Genomic DNA, 21,203 nt, shown 5'->3' on the forward strand with positions numbered 1-21,203 from the left:
GCCACTACATTTGAACTGTAATTAAAAAGTAAAACTCAAAAATTAATAGTCATGTGGTACTCAGCAACAACAACGAAAATGATTCAAAAATATTTGAACATCTACTCACAGATACAAATGCATTTTGATGTTGAAGGAAATATTCACAGAGTAGATTTATTCCTTGAAGGCAAATGGATTACTAGTCCAACCTTAGCTAAGCAAATGCAATTGCAACACGTTGTCTTGCCTGTACGACAAAAGGCATCAATACTTTTAAAAAGATAAGTTTAGGTTGGTTAGTTGGGAAAAGATCAGCTTGGCGGCTTTTGATGGCTGTCAAAAGGGACTAGCAAAATGTATTGAAGAGTGGTTTAAAATGCAATACAACTAGTACTATCGATCCGAAAGCAGAGCGATATCGCTAAAGCTGATTTTTTTTCTAAAAACAAAAATCTAAATCAAATACTCATATAAACAACACATTAAAAACGATTATATTATGAACACAAGAAAAACAAAAAAGATAGGATTCGTAGGACTTGTATTAGCAATGTGTATTGCATGTTCTCCTAAACAAAATGTAAACGATGTGGCTGAAACTTTTGAAACTGACTCTGTAGCTACACAACAATCTGTTGTATTTATAGCAGGATATGACGAAGGTTCAAGTACATATTATACAGATGCTAAAAAGCATTTTCAAGAGCAACATTATAAAATTGTAGACGATGCTTTCTCTCTTCAAGAAATTATTGCTTGGCTGAATAAAAATCATAATGGACAAGATTATAAAGAGATACATATTATCAATAAAGGAAATTCAAAAAAAGGACTCTCCCTTGAAACTACTATACACGGAGAACTACTCTCTGAAACTTCTTTATTGAATTGTTTGAAAGAAGATAAATTGCCTAAGCTTGAAAATGTATTGGCTGAAGACAGCAAATTAATCTTTCACACATCCGAATTAGGCAAAAACAAACAGCTTTTACAAACGTTAAAGCAAACATTTACCGCCAATCATCAGCCCAAAGTATACGCAACACCGCATGCAATGGTATTCAATGGCCAGTTTCAAAAACATTTCCTAGCCAAAGTATTTTATGGGTATTACCCAACAGCGCAATCGCCTGGAAACATTGATTTGTCTAAACAATTTATTCGCAAATATCCGTTAGAAAACATTCATTGGTTAGACGCAATTCGCACTCGAGAAGAACACGAACCTGGAAAGCCGTTTTCTTATAAATTCAATATTCCGATTCGTTGGGAAGTAACCTTTTCAGATGATGAAGATGTTCCTTCACTAACTGGTAGTAACGAAATTATGGATTGGATCGAAGCAAATGAATCCTACAACAATCAATTGAAAGATATGGGAATTGACGTGGAAAAGTTTAGATGGAGCGCATACCAAAAAGGACAAAAAGTAATTATCAAAGGAAAAACAACTGTTGTTTGTGTATTAAAACCCATCATGCAACGCAACAATCCTTTATCGTACGTACGTACTGAAATTGACAATGAACGCTACTATACACAACTTTAATGTGAGGAGTTCAACTAGTAAAAGTATACATGCAAAGAACAATCTGTACTCAAAATGGCAGATTGTTTCTTGTTTTTAATCCATGCTTAAGTATTTACTCACTCAATCTTTTATCAAACATAAAAACAACTACTTTTATTCTATCTTTGTTATATGCAGACATTGAAACCCACGTACCTTTTCCTTCTATATTGTTTTGTTTTTGTCTCCACATTACGTGCACAAAACGATCAACTTCGTGCGTATACTTTAAAAGATGGTTTACCACAATCACAAGTAAATGCCATCACGCAAGATGCGCTAGGTTATTTATGGATTGGTACACAAGGTGGCGGAATTGCTCGTTTTGACGGAATATCTTTTAAGGTTTGGAATGAAAAAAATGGAATCGGTTCGAACTACATTCACGATTTATTTTTTCAAAAAGACACCTTATATATTGGAACACGTCAAGGCATTTCAATTCGTACTAAAAATACTTTTAAAAACTATGCCGCACCGCCAGTATATAACATTGAACACATAAATGGAACTCTATTTCTCGCAACTCGAAAAGGCATTTATCAATTTACTCAAAAAGTAACTTCTGTCGATTGTAATGGTGTCATCAACAACACACAAATTAACGATATTCTTTATGATGGAACTTCGTATTGGATTGCTTCGCGTCGTGGTTTATGGAAAACTGACCGTTTAACCAATGAAGGAAATTTTACAAAACTTATGGATGGTGATTTTAAATCGCTTGTCCAATATAAAGAAAAGGTTATTGCTGCGACCTTCTCTGATGGCGTTTTTGCTTTTCCTGCTGAAAAACATACACCCGAACTTCTTTCCTCTCAAACACAAGTCAACACTATCAACTTAATCAATTCGGATGAGCTTTGGATACAAACAACCAATGCCGGAATACAACGTCTCAACCTATCGGACAATTTGCCCGAAAAACCAATCTCCAAACGAAACGGACTCTCGGTATATCACGTTCGTAAAAGTTTTCAAGATCTCCAAAATAATGTATGGATTGGTTCTTCAGGTGGTGGACTGTTCAAGTTTGAAAAAAATAATTTTAGGCACTATACCAAAGACAACGGACTTACAGCAAATCGTATTTACGCACTTCATTATGCTCAAAATACAATTTGGCTCTCAACAGCAGAAGCTGGTTTAATGAAAATTGATTCAACGGGGATTCAACAAGAAAAAGAAACCAGTGAGTATCTTAATGTAAAAGTAAAAACCCTTACAAGTGATTCTCACGGAACCATTTGGGCAGGAACTGAAGGAAAAGGCATTTATTTATATCAAAAAAAAGTGCGTGACACCATTGTATATGACAGTACTCTTGTAGATGAGATTTCATACGAAAAGCAACAAATAGAAGATATCTATACAGCAACCATTACCGAAGATGACGGCTTGCCTTCCAATTGGATTCGTACAATTAAAATATATGGTTCTGAAATTTGGGCAGCTACTTACACCAACGGCATTGTTCGTTTTCAATACGATCATAAAACAAAAAAAATATTTAATCTTACCTCTTATGGCTCTAAGGAAGGCATGAAAGACCTCGCTATTCGAGATTTGGCTCGTGATGAAACAGGTCGAATTTGGTATGCGACCAACAAAGGACATTTAGGATATATTAAAAATGGGCAACTTACCCACATAGATGCTCAACATGTAACAGGTAGTGAAGTTACAATTGGCACCATCCGTTTTCATAATTATGATATGTATTTAGGAACTTTTGGAAAAGGAATTTGGTATTCTTATCTATCAAAAGATTTAAAGTTCCAGCCTCTTCAAGGAAAAAAAGAATTATACTCAGACAATATTTATCAATTAATTTTTGATGATAATGGAACACTTTGGGCAGGAAGTGAACGAGGTGTAGATCAAATTACTCTTGACACTACAAATGAAATCCAAGAGGTTATCCACTATGGTCGTAATGATGGCTTTTTGGGAATAGAAACTTGCCATAATGCTATTGAAAAAGACGATAAAGGAAACCTGTGGTTCGGTACTATTTATGGGCTAACACAATACGCTCCTTCTACTTCAAAAGAAAAAAGCAGCAAACCACAAATTCATTTTGAAGATATTGAAGTGGCATATCAAAGCTTAGATTCAATTGATTTACAACAATGGACAAATTCAAAAAAGCAGTTGCAACTCACTCAAGATAAAAATCATGTAGCCTTTCAATTTCGTTCAGTTGATTTAGACAATCCCGAAGCAATTTTTTATCGATACAAATTTGATGAAGACCAATGGAGTCCGTGGACTAAAGAGAACAAGATTACGTTTGGTGGTTTAGACTTTGGTGATCATACTTTTTTAGCGCAATCGCGCAATAAAGATTGGTTGGAAAGCGATCCAATCGGGTTTAAGTTTCATGTAATTCAGCCTTTGTACAAAAAAACGTGGTTCAAAAATGCATTATGGACCATCTTAGGATTAATCATAGTTTTTATAGTATATAGTTATATAAAACGTGTTAAAGCTAAAAACCGTGCCATACGAGAACGTTTACAATTGGAAAATCACTTGCTCTCATTAGAACAAAAAGCATTGCGACTACAAATGAATCCGCATTTTATCTTTAATGTATTGAACGGTATCAAAGGAATGAGTCGTAATAATATTGAAAAAATGGACAAAACAATCAATACGTTTGCGGTACTATTGAGAGAAACTTTAACCAATTCTAGAAAAGACAGTATTACACTTGCGCAAGAAATCAAAACACTTACCAACTACATAGAAGTAGAACGCTTAATGGCTAGTAAAGAATTTAAGTACACTATCAATGTGCAATCTGCATTAGATGTAGAAGAAGTATTAATTCCTCCTATGCTCATCCAACCTTTTGTAGAAAATGCAATTCGCCATGGTATCATGCCCTTACAGCGAACAGGCGAACTTAACATTGAGTTTACTACAGACAATCAATATTTATATGCTACCATTACAGATAATGGTATCGGCATTCAACAATCTAAAGAAAATAAGCCGAAAACCGATCATCAATCTATGGCATTACAAGTAACCAAAGAACGAATCGAATCATTGGCAGGAAGCAATACGTTACAGATAGAAGATCTTTCTCAAAAAGATGCTACCTTAGCGGGTACAAAAATTTCGTTCAAGATTCCATTAGAAACTGATTACTAAATGTTCTTTGGAGCGATATTACAAAGAAATTTTACACCGATTTCTTTGTGTGGTATAATAATAAATGGTCATTTTCACAAAACTCGTGGTCTTTTACTTTTATAAAGTGAAATACGAAAAATTAAAAATATTTGTATAAACAGAACCTTTTTAACTTTAAAAAGAAAAATAGTAAATTCCTGCCTCAACACATAGAATCAGGAACTAAAATCTAAGAATATGCTCACTACTGTTATTGTTGATGATATCCCTGCGGCATTGCAAATGCTTCAAAGCGACATAGAACGTTTACACCCTGAATTGAACATTATTGGAACGGCATCAAGCGTAGTGGAAACTGCCAAATTATTACGCAAAAAACAACCAGACATTCTATTCTTAGACATCATGCTAGGAGATGGTTCTGGTTTTGATGTATTAGAAATATTTCCAAACCTAACATCAAAAATAATCTTTGTAACTGCAAGTGATGAGTTTGCTATTCGCGCCTTCAAATTTGCGGCAATCGATTACGTACTAAAACCATATGCCGAAGAAGAACTCACGGCAGCCATTGAAAAAGCAAAAAGTCAAATTCATCCAAATAAAGAACGTTTGGATATATTAAAAGACACACTCGCTGCCCCAAACGAAAAGCCTACAAAAATATCACTGCACACACTTGACAAGATTATCATTGTAAGTTTAGATGAAATTATGCGCTGTGAATCGGATAGCAACAATACCATTTTCTATTTACAAGACGGACAAAAGATTTTTGTAACCAAAACCTTAAAATACTTTTCTGACATGTTGGGTAACTATGGTTTTTTACGCGTACACCAAAGTCATTTAGTCAACCTACAATTCATCAAAGCGTTTATAAAAACTGATGGCGGTTACTTACTATTAAAAGACAAAAGTACAGTCCCTGTTTCTGTCCGAAAAAAAGTAGAAGTCATGGAAGTGCTCAGCAGTATTCATAAAAAATAAAGAGAATTTCGACACTTTTAAAAACCGTTATACTTTTAGATTTACTTATTCGTTATAAGGAAAGACTGCGAAATGAGCTAATCGTACAATCCCTTTTATGTATGTAAAATACATAGGTTGTTTCCCATCTATTTAGGATTGCCTCAAATACATGTCAAAAAACGAAAGAGGCTACCTTTCTAAAAATTTAGTATCTTCAAAAAAGAATCATAAATTCATCAACATGAAATTACTCGCTACATTTCTCCTCTTTTTATGCCTATTATGTACGCATGCGCAAAGCGAATACGAACCAACTGAAATAGACCCATATGGTCTTAAAAACCCTATTGCTCCCAAACAACTCGATGATTTTAAACCGATGATTGGTATGTGTGATTGTGACTCGCAACGCAAAAATGCTGATGGAACATGGGCAGAAGCTATAAAAATGACTTGGAAATTCAAGTACATCATGAATGGAATGGCTATACAAGACGAAACCTTAAAAGCAGATGGAAAGCATTCAGGCAGTATTCGCCAATTTAGTAAAGATAGCCTACAGTGGTATGTACATTATTATACATCTGCTTCGCCATCACCAAGTTTAGGCTCTTGGAAAGGTGCAAAAAAAGAAGATGGCACCATTGTCCTTTACAAACCTCAAAAAGCTCCCAACGGGATGGATGGGTTTTCACGACTTACCTTCTACGATATCACTGAAGAAGGGTATAAATGGATAGGCGAATGGGTAGATACCAAAGAAAAAATAAGCTTTCCTTTTTGGCGAATTACCTGTGTTAAAAGAGAAGAATAAAACTTCATGACACACTTCTAATCAAATCATTACCAAGAAAACATAAATCTTATTTATACATACCATATAAAACATAAATAAAAACATATAAACAATATTCTTCATCTTTGTACTGCAATTCTAAAACACATCGAAATGGAGAATATCAAAACGCAAATCTCACAAGTCAAAAACACTGACACCAAAACAAAAATAGCTGTTGCTTATGGTGACGGGATTGGTCCTGAAATTATGAAAGCAACGCTCAGCATTCTAGAAGCAGCAGGTGCCAATATAGAGCCTGAAGTTATAGAAGTAGGTGAAAAAGTGTACTTATCAGGAAATTCTGCTGGGATTGAAAAAGAATCTTGGGATATCATCAATAAGAACAAGATTATCTTAAAAGCGCCGATTACTACTCCACAAGGAAAAGGATATAAAAGTTTAAATGTAACACTTCGCAAATCATTAGGCTTATTTGCCAATGTGCGACCGGTAAATGCATTGCATCCATATGTACACACGCATTTTCCAGCTATGGATGTGGTTGTTATTCGGGAAAATGAAGAAGATTTGTATGCAGGAATTGAGCACCAACAAACACAAGATGTTGTACAATGTTTAAAATTGATTACACGACCAGGTTGTGAAAAGATTATACGATATGCCTTTGAGTATGCCAAATGCTATGGCCGTAAAAAGGTTACATGTATGGTAAAAGATAACATCATGAAGTTGACTGATGGATTATTCCACACTGTTTTCAAAGAAGTTGCAGCCGAATATCCAAGCATACAAAGTGAATCGCAAATTATCGACATAGGTTCTGCCCGATTAGCAGCCCATCCTGAAAAATATGATGTGATTGTTACTTCCAACTTATATGGAGACATTATTTCTGATATTGCTGCAGAAATTGCAGGTTCTGTAGGAATGGCAGGCTCTGCAAATGTTGGAAAAAACGTAGCCATGTTTGAAGCAATTCACGGGTCAGCTCCAGATATTGCAGGCAAAGCCATTGCCAACCCTTCGGGCTTATTGAATGCTGCAATCATGATGCTTGTACATATTGGAAAAGTAGCAGTTGCCAACAAAATTAAAAATGCATGGTTAACTACCATCGAACAAGGATATCATACAGCAGATATATACATAGAAGGACAAAGTATAGCTAAGTTATCTACAGGTGAATTTGCTAAAAAAGTTATCGAAAACTTAGGCAAACAACCCATACAGCTTACACCAAGTACCTTACATGAAAATGCAGGAAGTATAACCATTCCAACATATCAACGTCCGCAACAAAAACAAGTCCTTGTAGGAACTGATGTTTTCATTAACTGGCAAGGAAACAATCCGGAAGAAATTGGGCAAGCACTTGCCGATTTGGCTTCCTATAAACTTACACTCAAAATGATTACCAACCGAGGAGTTAAAGTATATCCCAATGGTTTACCAGAAACATATTGTACCGATCATTGGCGATGCCGATTTGTAGCTAGTGATACCGTAAGCAACGAAGGCAAATCTGTATACGCTCCTGTTGACTTTGAACAGATTTTAGCCTTATTAGCAAACATCAACGCAATTGGTTACGAAATCATTAAAACAGAAAATTTATATGAATTTGATGGGAAACGCGGGTTCTCATTAGGTCAAGGAGAATAAATTAAAAAGCTAGTGTATACATAAAAAAGTGAGTAGTTAGTAAGTGTTATTAGACAGTTAGCTTTAACAACCGAGCAATAGTAGTGAGAATCTATTGCTCGGTTTTTTATAATCAACATACTACTATACACATACAATTTTTAATTCCAAAAACCTTGTTAGTGGTCCAGAACAAAATCTCACTTACGTATTTCTATTAATTTAAGTACAGAAGCAATTGTTCCTTGATGAAATAATTCCAACCAGCCAAACAACTTTCACGAGCAAATTCTGGAATCTCTTCTGGAAAATCTTCTACCACAGTAGTCGTAAGGGTTAGTAAACTTCCGTTTTGAGTTTCTTCTAGCTGAAATGTCACCAATGAATCCCCTGATAAACCTTCATATTTCCAGTTGTATACTATTTTTTGTTGCGGAATGACTTCTGTGATTGTCCATAGATGTAGAAAATCTCTCGAAGGTGCTTTGACATTAAACTTAGTTTGAAAACCTACTTGTGCCTTAAAGTCTGGAATATTGTCAAAAAACCATTGGCGCATGTGCGATACATCTGTAATAGCTTTCCAAACAGTTTCAACAGATTGATTGAAGCGTTGTGTGACAATAACTGGCGGTTCTGAGGTTTTCATGTCTATTTTTTCTAAAGATAACCAAATTATCCAATCGTTTTTTTAATAAAAAAAGCAACCTTTTTCAAGATTGCTTTTATATGTTTTGGCTTATTTTTTCCCTGCTTTGCGGTGACGTTCTCTTGCCAATAATGTATTTTTAAGAAGCATGGCAATAGTCATTGGTCCTACGCCTCCAGGAACTGGTGTAATGTGACTTGCTTTTTTGCTTACATTGTCAAAATCAACATCTCCCGTAATTACATAACCACGTTTTGCCTTCTCATTTGGCACACGTGTAATTCCTACATCAATGATTACAGCATCGTCTTTTACCATTTCTGCTTTAAGAAAATTAGGCTGCCCTAATGCTGTAATGATAATGTCTGCCTGACATGTAATTTGTGTAATATTTTTGGTATGACTATGGGTAAGTGTTACCGTAGAATTTCCTGGAAAACCACGTCTACCCATCAAGATACTCATTGGCCTACCCACTATATGACTTCTTCCTATTACTACAGTATGTTTCCCTTTGGTTTCTACATTATAACGCTCTAGAAGTTCTAATATTCCGAAAGGAGTTGCAGGAATAAAGGTAGACATATCTAACGCCATTTTCCCAAAGTTTTCTGGATGAAAGCCATCTACATCTTTATCTGGATTGATTGCCATTAAGACTTCTTGTGTATCAATTTGATCTGGCAGAGGCAATTGTACAATGAATCCGTCAATATCATCATTTTCATTGAGTTCTTCAATTTTACGAAGCAGCTCAAACTCAGAAGTAGTGTTAGACATACGAATGAGCGTAGATTTGAATCCTACACGTTCGCAGGCACGAACTTTACTTCCTACATACGTTAAACTAGCACCATCATCCCCTACTAAAACCGCTGCTAAGTGAGGTACTTTTTCGCCGCGATCTTTCATTTTTTGGACCTCTGCTGCTATTTCATTCTTGATATCATTCGATACCTTTTTTCCGTCTAATAAAATCATGTATAGTTGTGTTGTGTGTTGTTTTTGTTGTTTTAATGTTCAGTTGTCGGTTTTCAGTCTTAACTTCCAATTTGGATATATAATTACAAGATAAAGAAAACTCCAAGCCATACATTCGTTTCTAAATTTTCAGCATCAGTGAGTGTACTAATACAGTGTTTTACATACTTTCTCTTTCTATACGCCTACACAATATTTACAGCCACTGATTTTAAAGAACGTCTTATCGGGTTTGTCAAAGAGTATACTTCTTCCTTTGGGAATTGGGTACTGATTTCAAAAATATGTATTGCCTGTTCATATGATTTTTGATACGCTACTAATTTCTGAAAACCCATCATGTTTAATTCCTTGTAATGACCATAGGAAGCATACTGAAAAAGCAACTTGAGACTGTTAACTTCAATTAGTGTCCCATTCCTTTCATCATTTGCATCAGCTTTCTTCCGCCGCCGCCTTGCATCATCTTCATCATTTTACTCATTTGATCAAACTGTTTTAACAGTTGATTCATTTCTTGAACAGAACGACCTGCACCTTTAGCGATTCGTTTTTTACGACTTGCGTTAATCATAGAAGGTTTAGAACGTTCCTCTGGTGTCATTGAGTGAATTAATGCTTCAATGTGCTTAAACGCATCGTCTTCAATCTCCATTCCTTTCATTGCTTTAGAAGCTCCAGGAATCATTCCAACAAGGTCTTTCATATTTCCCATTTTTTTTACCTGCTGTATTTGCTTCAAGAAATCGTCAAAACCAAATTGATTTTTTGCAATTTTCTTTTGAAGTTTTCTCGCTTCTTCTTCATCAAACTGTTCTTGCGCTCTTTCTACTAAGGAAACAACGTCTCCCATTCCTAAGATACGATCGGCCATACGAGAAGGATAGAATACATCAATTGCTTCCATCTTTTCTCCTGTACCAATAAACTTAATTGGTTTATTAACTACAGATTTGATTGAGATAGCAGCTCCACCACGTGTATCACCATCTAACTTCGTTAAGATTACTCCATCAAAATTCAATACATCGTTGAAGGCTTTTGCCGTATTTACAGCATCTTGTCCTGTCATGGAATCAACTACAAACAATGTTTCTTGTGGTTCTACTGCCTTGTGAATATTTGCAATTTCGGTCATCATGGCTTCGTCAACAGCCAAACGACCTGCGGTATCTATGATAACAACATTATGTCCGTTTTGCTTTGCATGGGCAATTCCTGCTTTGGCAATAGCAACTGGATCATTATTTCCTTTATCAGAGTATACATCAACCTTAATTTGCTCTCCTACGACATGCAACTGATCAATAGCGGCAGGACGATAAACATCACAGGCTACTAATAAAGGTTTTTTTGTTTTTTTATTTTTTAAATAGTTGGCAAGTTTACCAGAAAAAGTCGTTTTACCCGAACCTTGTAAACCAGACATTAAGATAACCGAAGGTTTTCCTGAAAGGTTGATTCCTGCAGCATCGCCTCCCATCAATTCCGTTAGTTCATCCTTAACGATTTTTACCATGAGTTGCCCTGGCTGCAAGGTAGTCAGTACATTTTGCCCAATTGCTTTTTCTTTTACACGATTGGTAAAATCTTTTGCAATTTTAAAGTTAACATCGGCATCCAACAGTGCTCTACGCACTTCTTTGAGGGTTTCTGCAACATTGACCTCCGTTATGCTTCCATGTCCTTTGAGTACATGTAGCGCTTTATCGAGCTTTTCACTTAAATTATTAAACATACTGGTTGAATTCTTTTTTTAGAAGTGGCAAAGATAAAGGAAACTTCTAACTTTTGAAAGTATAAACTCGCTGGTTTTGATGCTTATTGCTTCTCAAGTGTACGTATTGTATAGCCTAGCTTTAGAAACTTATTCCCTTCTTTAGAATTTAATTTTTAAAAAAGTGAATCAATCCTTGTTTTTTAGAAAGAAATAACCACGCTACAGAAAAAAAAGAAGTTAGATGTAATTAGAAAATGATAAGTTTGCTTTTTTTAGTTGGTATGTTTCAAATTATAAGGTATTTACTACTCTTTTGTACATTCTTTATTGGTATGCAGTTCGCTTTTTCTCAGCGTCCTGTGGCTGATAATTTAACGAATGTAACCCATTTACCGTATAGTGAGTTTTACGATATTTTGGAAGATAGCAATCATTATATTTGGTTGGCTGCCAATAAGGGATTACTTCGTTATGACGGCTATGCATATACAAATTTTACAAACGCTTCTCAAAAAGGAAAAGCTGTTTTTGGGCTCAAGGAAGATACCGAAGGTACAATTTGGTGTAATAACTTATACGGTCAGTTGTTTTATGTGAAGAATAATCAGTTGCATCTTTTTTTAGATTTGAATCATATCACGAATGGGCAGTTGGCTACTTTTGAGGTTTCTAAAGATTTTATAGTTGTTTTTACCAATGCAGGTATTTTTAGAATCTCGAAAACGACAAAAGAAATACAACAACTAACGTCAAATCCTGTAATTACAAGTTGTGCTTTACAAGATAGTTTTTACTTTTTTCCTATTAATCAAGCACCAACTTTGCAAGTTATTGAGGGAACGAAAGAACGACAAGTTGCTACCATCAACTCCAATTCTATTGTTGAAACGCCCAAAATTTTTAGCATTAATACAGAGTCGCTTTTGTTTATATACAAAGATGCACTAGCATATAGTTTTAGTTTGTATCACGTAAAGAGCCAACATTTGGTCACCATTACAACACCCAAAGAGTTGCTCAAAGAGACTATTTACAATGTGGTAACAATTGATGAAAAGGTATGGTTTTGTACTGTTTCTGGTGTATTTGTGTATACGTTTGTTGACAATCAACTGTTACTAACAGATCACTTTTTCAAAGAAGAATCTATCACAAACATCATTAAAGATTTTAATGCTAATTATTGGTTTACTACTATTGATAACGGTGTATTGGTCTCTCCTAATTTATCTATCAAAACATTTGAACTGCCTTCTAAAGTTTCTAAAATAACCGCTAGTTGTCCACTAGAAAATAATGCATTTGTGATAGGTACAAATCAAGGCACACTTCTTTTTTATGATCATTTCAAATTGATTGAGGAAGTTGTCCTTCCTTCCAAACTTGTCATCAAGTTGATACAGTTTGACAATCATAACAATCAACTCATTATCAGTACTAGTGATGCACAATCATATGTGTACAATCTTAAAAGTAAGACGTTGCAAAACACGCATCGCAAATTTGCCGTAGCCAAGAGTGTTCAAATTTTAGATGCAAACCGTATTTTTTATGGCAATTATAAAGAAGCTATTATTTATGACAACGCACAACAACAAGTGTTACGAGAGAAACGTGTAGTCACTTCGCTTCAATTGCCCAATCACAAATTACTAGTGGCTTTTGTAGATGGTTTGTTTTTGTATGATCAAGACGGAAATGAAACCCCTATTTTATACAATAACAAACCCATTTTAGTTAGTGAAATTACTGCTACCGAAAATCAAGTTTGGATATTAACACAGAACGCCAAAGTACTACGCTACAAAGATACAAGCGTAGTAGCTGTGGAAAACGTTACAAATTTAGAAATCAACTCTATCAAAGCAGATAAAAATATTGTATGGATGGCTATTGATAAAGGCTTAGCTAAATTCAACACAACCAACAATACTTTGCATTTTTTAACAGGTCAAGATGGTTTGGATATCAGTGTAAAAAATATGGTCCTGCTTTCAAATCATGTTGTATTGACAACGCCAAAACATTTTTATACATTCCCAAAAAATGCTCAATTGGTTTTTAAGAAATACCACACTGCAAAAGTGTATATTAATGCTGTTACTGTAAATAATATAGATACATTAGTTTGTGACAATTATACATTTGATTACGACACGAATAAACTAAAATTTGAGTTCCATTCGGCGGGTTACCAATCAGACAAACACATGAGATATCAATATCGCTTAAAGCCAATTGATACTGAATGGCAAGAGATAGAAAACGGAAATAGCTTTATAACTTTCAATAATTTAGCAAGCAACGAATACACTTTTGAGGTCAAAGCCAAAAATATGGCGGGCACTAGCTTCTCAGAAATTGCGACTATTAGTTTTATAATAGCAAAACCATTTTGGGAAACGATTTGGTTCTATATTGTATGTAGTGGTATTTGTATTGGAATTATTGTCTTTTTCTTTATGCGAACACTTAAAAAGAAAGAGAAAAAACGAAATCGGGAAATTGAAAAGATTTTAATGGAAAAGAAAATTGCTAGTTTGCAGTTAGAGAACTTTCGCTCACAAATGAATCCACATTTTATTTTTAATGCACTAAACTCTATTCAAGACTATATTATCTCTAACGAAAAAGAATTGGCAAGTTCGTATTTGGTAAAGTTTAGCCGGTTGATTCGAATGTACTTAGAATACAGTCAGCAGAATGAAATTACTTTAGCGGAAGAAATACAAGCGTTAAAACTGTACTTGCAACTTGAAAAAGTACGTTTTGAAGATGAGTTAACTTACGAAGTTACTATTGACAAAAACCTTAACACACAGCAAATTAAAGTACCTTCACTATTTATTCAACCGTATGTTGAAAATGCATTAAAACATGGATTGCTTCACAAAAAAGACAACCGAGTTCTCACTATTACCGTTACAGAAAACAATGAGAAACTAATGATAACGATACAAGACAATGGTATAGGGCGAAGCAAAGCAAGAGAAATTTCTTCTCAAAAAAGAACACACAAACCGTTTGCGACCAAAGCCAACGAAGAACGTGTTCATATTTACAACACTAATTTGAAGTATGATATTAATGTGACTATTGAAGATTTGATAGAAAATGAAGAACCTGCAGGAACCAAAGTACACATTGATATTCCTTTGAATATAAAGTCAAATTGATATGAAAGCTATAATTATTGATGACGAAAAACGAGCAAGGCATTTATTACTCCAATTAATCAAGCAATACTGTCCACAAATTCATCAAACAGAAGAAGCTCCCGATTTAGCTAGCGGCGTTGAGTTGATAAAAAAAACACAACCCGAATTGGTCTTTTTAGATATAGAAATGCCCAATCAATCTGGATTGGATATTTTAGATTATTTTGAAGAATCGATTGACTTTAAAATCATTTTTGTGACTGCTTATAATCAATATGCGATTGAAGCTTTTAAAATTTCTGCAATTGATTATCTCCTAAAACCTATTGACACGCAGGAGTTGCAAAGTGCTGTACTAAAAGCTCAAGAAGCCATCGAAGCTAGTAACTTAACCCAGCAATTTGATAAGTTAAGAGCTTCACTACAACAAATTTCTATCAATAAAATTGCGTTAGAGATTCCCAAGGGAATCATGTTTGCTTCTCATGAAGACATTATCTACTTTGAAGCTGATGGCATGTATACCAACGTACAGCTTAAAAATGGAAAAACGAAAATCATTTGCAAACCGTTGAAACATTTTGTAGCGCAACTAGAAGAAAACGCCATGTTTTTTAAATGTCATCGATCGTATTTAATTAATTTAAAATATGTAGACGAGCTCATTAAAGAAGATGGTGATTTTTTATTGATGAACAATCATAAACGCATTCCTATTTCTAGATCTAAAAAAGAACAATTCATTACTATTGTCAAAGAAACATTTCTTTAAATTCATTTAGAAAAAAATTGAACCCATTTAGAAAAATGTAACTTGGAAACAGCCTAGTCATTTGTTGTTTTGCTTCTAAATTAAATGAAGTAAAACAATCATTATGAAAAAAATACTACTATTATTTCCCCTTTTGGTATTTGCTGTTTCACATGCACAAACTGTTGTTTATGTAGATATTGATGCTACAGGAAGTAACGACGGAACAAGTTGGACAAATGCCTACAACTCCTTACACGATGCACTCACCAATACCACCACTGTAGGCGCAGAAATTTGGATTGCCGAAGGAATCTACAAACCCACAAGTGCTTCTACACCATTTTTAAATCAATATGGAGTGAATATATATGGAGGTTTTGACGGTACCGAAATGACCAGAGCCGACAGAAGTACCGATCCTTGGCTACATCCTGTATATTTATCTGGCGATATCAATGGTGACGACCTCAACGAAGTTCCAAGTGCAACTTCAGCAAACAAAGCAGATAATGCAACTCGTATTTTACAAATTGAACCTACTACGGATGGAGGAACTACACTAAATCACGTAAACGCTGAAATTATTATTGATCGAATTAACTTAGTACATTCCTATGGAGGCAGTGCTTTTTATAGTTTTCCGCATCCGCAGACAGGATATACTCAGCAAAAAATTACTATTCTTAATTGTCGTTTTTCAAGAAACTATGCGGCTTCTCGTCCTGCTCTAGACATGCGTTCTTTAAATAATTCAGGAACTTCCTCAAATCCAACAAAGAATTTTTACTTATTGAATAGCATCATGGATGAAAACGTTTCGCAAGTAGGATATGCATTTGAATATCGCAATTTCAGTCAATTCACTGAAATTTATATTGCAAACAATTTATTCATTGCCAACAAAGTTACAGATGCAGGTTACTCTGGTAGTGTGGCGCGTTTTATTTCAAATGGTGCGCAAGGGCTTACCGTCCGATTTTCTAATAATACCCTTGCATTAAATCAAGAAGGTACTGGCGTAGCCGCTTCATTGGCAAGTTGTATTCGCTTAGAACGTACCTCAGGTGCTGTTGATGGTTGGTGGTATAACAATATTTATTACAACAACACAGGAACCAACGAGTTTGTAGGAACTGCAACGGCGAGTACCGCAAGTATTGATTTTGGAAGTACGAATGCACTCGATTTTACTCCAGTATATACAGTGCCAAATTCAATTTCATTGTCGGAAAGTCCTTTTGAAGATATTTCTACAGGAAATTTTGCTCCGTTACCAGCATACAGACAAACAGGAACTGCAAGTGGTAGCGCCTACAATACAAACGAATTACCTTTTACAGATTGTTTCCAAAACGGACGATTTTACTCTAATGGAACAATCATTGGGTTAGGCGCTATTCAATATGCAAATACAGCAATGTTTACCGGGCCAGGAAATATTGCAAGCTTATCATTGCCAGCACCAGCAGCAACTATTTATGTGGATGCAGCGGCTACAGGAAACAATGATGGAACGAGTTGGGCAGATGCGTATACTACTATTTATGATGCCGTAAACTCTACAAGTGTGAGTGCAGGATCAAAAATATTTGTAAAAGCAGGCACATACAAACCAACGACAGGCGCATACACAATTGCAGATGCTTCAGTGAAGCTTATTGGCGGTTTTGATGGCACAGAAACTGACGAAAACGACAGAAACCTTTCATTAATACACACTACAAATGCTACTATCATATCTGGTGATGTAAATGAGGATGATGTATATGATGATCAATTTACAAATAGAACCGACAACTTATCACAGTTGGTATATGTAGGTGCTAGTTTTGTAACTATTGATGGTTTCATTATCCAAAATGGGCATTCGGGCAGTAAAAATCCTGCCATCGATTTTCAATCAAACACGACAACTAATTTTACTTTGAAAAACTCCATCATCCAAGAACATTTTTCTACTGGCTTGGTAATGGATTATCGAAACTTCAACGGAACAATCAACTTTATCAATGTTTCTGTTAAAAACAACGCAACGAATGGTACTACAGGAATTTTACTAATGCAATCGTCAAACTCAAATACTATTACAGCAAATTTTGTAAACTTTGAATTCGTAGGAAATCAATGTCCTTCAGACTTTGGAGCTATTTGGTTTAGAAGAACAGGTTCATCAACTATGAACAGTACAATAGTTAACTCTACTTTTGTCGACAATGTAAACTTGTTCCCTTCTACAACTTTAAAGCAACTCATAAATATTAGTGCAACAGGTTCTTTAAATAATATTGTCAATGTACATAACTCTATCTTCTATAATAACTTATACAATACCTCATCGATAAGTGATATCGTTTTTGACAATTCGAAAACAAGCGAAGGGAATTTTGGAGATTTGAATATTGATAATTGTGTGATGCCTAGTATTTATCCATATACTGCAAACGTGGATGCCGATGGTTTTAATATCAACGTTACAAATCCAAATTTGGATGCCAACTATAAACCAACAAGTGCTTCTACTGCTGTGATTGACCAAGGAACTAATACTTTTTACGATGCAAATTTGTTTGGAAATGCAGATTTAATCGGAAACCAAAGATTTGCCAATACGACCATTGATCTTGGTGCGTACGAGTTTAACTCTACTCCATTGAGTGTAGACGAACTCGATCAGCGCACCCCAAAACTTACAATATACCCAAACCCTACCCATTCAGTAGTACACATTGCAACGAAAGAAACTATCATTTCTATTGAAGTTATAAACACTATGGGACAAGTAGTTTTACAAGCTCAGCATACTGATCAGGTAGATGTATCCAACTTTCCTACCGGAATGTATATTTTGAATGTAAAAACAGTAAAAGGAATTCAGAGTAGCAAAATCTTAAAAAAGTAAGTTCATAATCTATTTCGTTTCAAGAAAAAAAATCATTTTTTACTAACAACTTTTCTTGACCACTTTTTTAAGCATATTTCCTCTAATCCTATAGTGTTTTTAATTAGTACTATTGTTAAAAAAAGCTGCCTAGATTGGTCTGAGGCAGCTTTTCAACTAAGTCACTAAACTAACTTAAATAAACACTTACTTTTATTTTTTATAAACAAATATTGCAATCGGCTTCCAAAGTATAAAGATTGGCTACTTGATTTGGATTTAAAGCCGTTTTGTATACTCTTATATCATCCAGATGACCTTCAAAACCATTTCCGAGTAGGTAATTCATTAAAGGTGTATTTCCGATATTGATAGTTGCATTTACATCTGCATTACGTTCTATCCCATCACGATACAATCGTACCGTATTACTTGCATCAACTGTAAGTACTAAATGATGCCAATTTGTTGTGTCTGTTGGTAAGTTAGCATCCATATTCCAAGGATTATCCCACAAACCATACCCAGAATTTGCATCACTAAATACAGGCGTATTTAAATCAAATACACTAATTTGGAAACCTTCGCTTACCATGTTGCCTTTTTGGAATAATATTTCATAGTTAGAAGGATTTGTATTTTGCATTTTAAACCATAAACTCACTGAAAAAGCATCTCCTTGCACAATTTGATTAACATTTGTTACAGGAATCTCAACCGTTTCATTTCCATTGAAAGCAATGGCACATGATTGATTTCCAGCTCTGTCAGAAACATACGTATAACTTCCAGAAGCTTCCCAATTACTCACCAAATCTTTTGTTTCATTTGCAAAAGGCATATATAGTACCAAATGGTCGGTAATAATTGTATTATTGGCACAACAATCTTCTACTATAATGTTGATTGTATATATTTCAAAGATTCCATTTACATCTTCAATACGCAAGTATAATGTTTCTTGTAGTGCGGTATTGGTGTATGAATTGGGTTGTATTGGATTTACATTTGTATCTGCATCTAGTTGTGTTTGATGAAAAGAGAATGTATAGGGTTGTGTGCAGCTTATAGTATCAATAAATAGAGCTTCGAGATCCATTTCTACAAATCCATCAAACGGATTTTCTTCATCACACATAGTGGTTTGTACATGATCAAAACATTCAAAAGGAGTGATGTTTTCACATACTTTTTCTAATCGAATCTCCTGATTCCCATTATGTAGTAACAACTCATCTGTATAGCATTCATCAAAAATCCAAAAACCTTCAATCGGCACAATATCTGTAGACAGATTACTAATGTTTAAGACTAAGTTTCCTTCATAAATAAGTAACTCCCAACTTCCCGAATATGCTACACTACTAGTTGGATGCTGTGAAAACGAAAAAGTTTGATTGTCATTAAAGTAGAAATCATAATCTGACTGAGTGCCCGTAGCGATATCAGTTATTCTCCAAAAACAATTGAGTAAGTTTTCACGAATAAATACTTCTGTACAATTTGCATCATTGTAATTAGTATCATCATCCTCATCGCAAGTGTCTTGTGCAGCTATAATAGCGGCTTCTAATGAAGCATTATTAGTTACTGTAAGAATGGTTCCATCAGCTTGAACTAATTGAATAGGATAATTAATGCTGGCTACAACACCATTTGCTAAAGTAGTAGTAAGAAAATCATGTAAAAGTTGATCTCCAGAGATTGTGATTGTCTCAGTAACTTCAAAGTTAGTATCAAATAGGGCTATACTAAAAGGATACACAAAGTCAATACATTCAATATCAATATCTGGCTGATTTGTATTGGCGCAACTTGCTATTTGAGAGGCTAACTGCTCTTCATTCTCAATAGTAATCTCTGTATAGTCGCTCAAAATAATAGTAATTGGAAACATAATACTTACCACATCGGTGTTTTGCTGATTTAGTAATGTTACAATTGATGCATAATCATTTACAGAGTTTACCACTATAGAAGTTCCTCCAACGGAAACTGTGACAGGTAGTTCTACAAGAAAACAATTAGCCGTATCAATCATATTGTCTATAGAACCATCAAGCAAAGTAATGCGTTCTAGCAATCTAGGCAAAGTAGTATTTGCAACCAATGTTTCTTCTGCATTTGGTGGTGAAACCTGATCATTTTCTTCTTGACAAGAAATAAACCATATACTGATGATGAGAAGTAAAAAAGGAAGTCTTAGTACGTTGATTCGGTTAATTACATTCATAAGAATTTGGCATAAAAGCACACGCAATTTTTTTCGCATACTATGAATAGAACAACTGAAAGCGTAAAATTCCCACCTTTACTTATCAAAAATTTATGTTTACTTTTAACGTCCTATTTAATCATGACTAATGCCAAAACCGCTTCAAGAAAATATTTGTAATGAAGGACTTTTTTCGAGTCTTTTTAAAAAACACTACCAAAGTTTGTACTCGTATTTGTACTATAAATTTGGAGAGTATTTGAATCCAGAAGATAAAGCACAAGAAGCTTTTACCAAATTATGGCAAAACTGCGGAAAAGTATCGCCTGCCAAAGCGAAAAGCTATGTATTTACTATTGGAAACAATTTAATGTTAAACGAAGTTAAGCATCATAAGGTTGTATTGCAACACCAAAAGATAAAACCGAAATCTCATACCAATGAAAGTCCTGAATTTGTTCTACAAGAAAAGCAGTACTTAGAAAAGTTAGAATGTGCTATTGCCAATTTGACCGAATCGGAACGAACGGCTTTTTTAATGAATCGGGTTGAAGGTAAAAAACACAAAGAAATCGCAGCAATTTTAGATATATCAACCAAAGCTGTTGAAAAACGAATCTATAGAGCTTTGGCAAAACTGCGTGAAGAAATTAAGGAATTATAGTTTTTGGGTTGCCAATTTTTGATGTAGAAATCATTCAGCATTCAAAATTTATAATTCAACATTGCTAAAAGGTAGG

At 34.7% G+C, this 21,203-nt stretch carries 15 protein-coding genes; 10 read left to right on the plus strand and 5 right to left on the minus strand.

Annotation, left to right across the window (positions count from 1 at the left end):
* Positions 1-51 precede the first annotated feature (51 nt).
* From AA088_RS11015 to AA088_RS11040, 6 genes are all read left to right on the plus strand, one after another.
* The gene (locus AA088_RS11015; RefSeq protein ID WP_046745056.1) at positions 52-267 is read left to right on the plus strand and encodes a hypothetical protein; all 216 of its coding nucleotides are present in this window, start codon (positions 52-54) and stop codon (positions 265-267) included.
* 214 nt (positions 268-481) lie between these two features.
* Entirely contained in the window at positions 482-1,531 is a 1,050-nt protein-coding gene (locus AA088_RS11020; RefSeq protein ID WP_052752875.1) for a hypothetical protein, read from the plus strand.
* A gap of 153 nt (positions 1,532-1,684) precedes the next feature.
* A complete protein-coding gene (locus tag AA088_RS11025) occupies positions 1,685-4,714 on the plus strand; it encodes a ligand-binding sensor domain-containing protein (protein ID WP_046745057.1) in 3,030 nt (1,009 codons plus the stop codon).
* Between the two features lie 219 nt (positions 4,715-4,933).
* Positions 4,934-5,686: a LytR/AlgR family response regulator transcription factor gene (locus tag AA088_RS11030; RefSeq protein ID WP_052752876.1), complete on the plus strand. Its 753-nt coding sequence runs from the start codon at positions 4,934-4,936 to the stop codon at positions 5,684-5,686.
* 151 nt (positions 5,687-5,837) lie between these two features.
* Complete coding sequence (locus AA088_RS11035) at positions 5,838-6,482, plus strand: hypothetical protein (protein WP_241483408.1); 645 nt, start codon at positions 5,838-5,840, stop codon at positions 6,480-6,482.
* Positions 6,483-6,617: 135 nt separating this feature from the next.
* Positions 6,618-8,129, plus strand: a complete 1,512-nt coding sequence (locus AA088_RS11040; protein WP_046745058.1) for an NADP-dependent isocitrate dehydrogenase — start codon at positions 6,618-6,620, stop codon at positions 8,127-8,129.
* Between the two features lie 196 nt (positions 8,130-8,325).
* Here AA088_RS11040 and AA088_RS11045 read toward each other — a convergent pair whose 3' ends face one another.
* The 4 genes from AA088_RS11045 to ffh all read right to left on the minus strand — a co-directional run bounded on the left by AA088_RS11045 (position 8,326) and on the right by ffh (position 11,476).
* Positions 8,326-8,757: an SRPBCC family protein gene (locus AA088_RS11045; protein WP_046745059.1), complete on the minus strand. Its 432-nt coding sequence runs from the start codon at positions 8,755-8,757 to the stop codon at positions 8,326-8,328.
* Positions 8,758-8,847: 90 nt separating this feature from the next.
* Complete coding sequence (locus tag AA088_RS11050; protein WP_046745060.1) at positions 8,848-9,738, minus strand: bifunctional 5,10-methylenetetrahydrofolate dehydrogenase/5,10-methenyltetrahydrofolate cyclohydrolase; 891 nt, start codon at positions 9,736-9,738, stop codon at positions 8,848-8,850.
* 185 nt (positions 9,739-9,923) lie between these two features.
* A complete protein-coding gene (locus AA088_RS18720; protein ID WP_316931684.1) occupies positions 9,924-10,079 on the minus strand; it encodes a four helix bundle protein in 156 nt (51 codons plus the stop codon).
* Between the two features lie 65 nt (positions 10,080-10,144).
* Positions 10,145-11,476, minus strand: a complete 1,332-nt coding sequence (ffh, locus tag AA088_RS11060) for a signal recognition particle protein (RefSeq protein ID WP_046745061.1) — start codon at positions 11,474-11,476, stop codon at positions 10,145-10,147.
* Between the two features lie 314 nt (positions 11,477-11,790).
* On the opposite strand from ffh, the gene AA088_RS11065 reads away from it, so the two are divergent.
* From AA088_RS11065 to AA088_RS11075, 3 genes are all read left to right on the plus strand, one after another.
* The gene (locus AA088_RS11065) at positions 11,791-14,634 is read left to right on the plus strand and encodes a sensor histidine kinase (protein WP_052752877.1); all 2,844 of its coding nucleotides are present in this window, start codon (positions 11,791-11,793) and stop codon (positions 14,632-14,634) included.
* A 1-nt stretch (position 14,635) separates the two neighbouring features.
* On the plus strand, positions 14,636-15,388 hold the full coding sequence (locus AA088_RS11070; protein WP_046745063.1) for a LytR/AlgR family response regulator transcription factor: 753 nt from the start codon (positions 14,636-14,638) through the stop codon (positions 15,386-15,388).
* A gap of 103 nt (positions 15,389-15,491) precedes the next feature.
* Entirely contained in the window at positions 15,492-18,269 is a 2,778-nt protein-coding gene (locus AA088_RS11075; protein ID WP_046745064.1) for a T9SS type A sorting domain-containing protein, read from the plus strand.
* Between the two features lie 199 nt (positions 18,270-18,468).
* On the opposite strand, the gene AA088_RS11080 is transcribed toward AA088_RS11075, so the two are convergent.
* The gene (locus AA088_RS11080) at positions 18,469-20,481 is read right to left on the minus strand and encodes a LamG domain-containing protein (protein ID WP_162199687.1); all 2,013 of its coding nucleotides are present in this window, start codon (positions 20,479-20,481) and stop codon (positions 18,469-18,471) included.
* A 130-nt stretch (positions 20,482-20,611) separates the two neighbouring features.
* On the opposite strand from AA088_RS11080, the gene AA088_RS11085 reads away from it, so the two are divergent.
* Entirely contained in the window at positions 20,612-21,127 is a 516-nt protein-coding gene (locus tag AA088_RS11085; protein ID WP_046745066.1) for an RNA polymerase sigma factor, read from the plus strand.
* Positions 21,128-21,203: the final 76 nt, after the last annotated feature.

Source organism: Kordia zhangzhouensis, from assembly GCF_001005305.1.
GTDB lineage: Bacteria > Bacteroidota > Bacteroidia > Flavobacteriales > Flavobacteriaceae > Kordia > Kordia zhangzhouensis.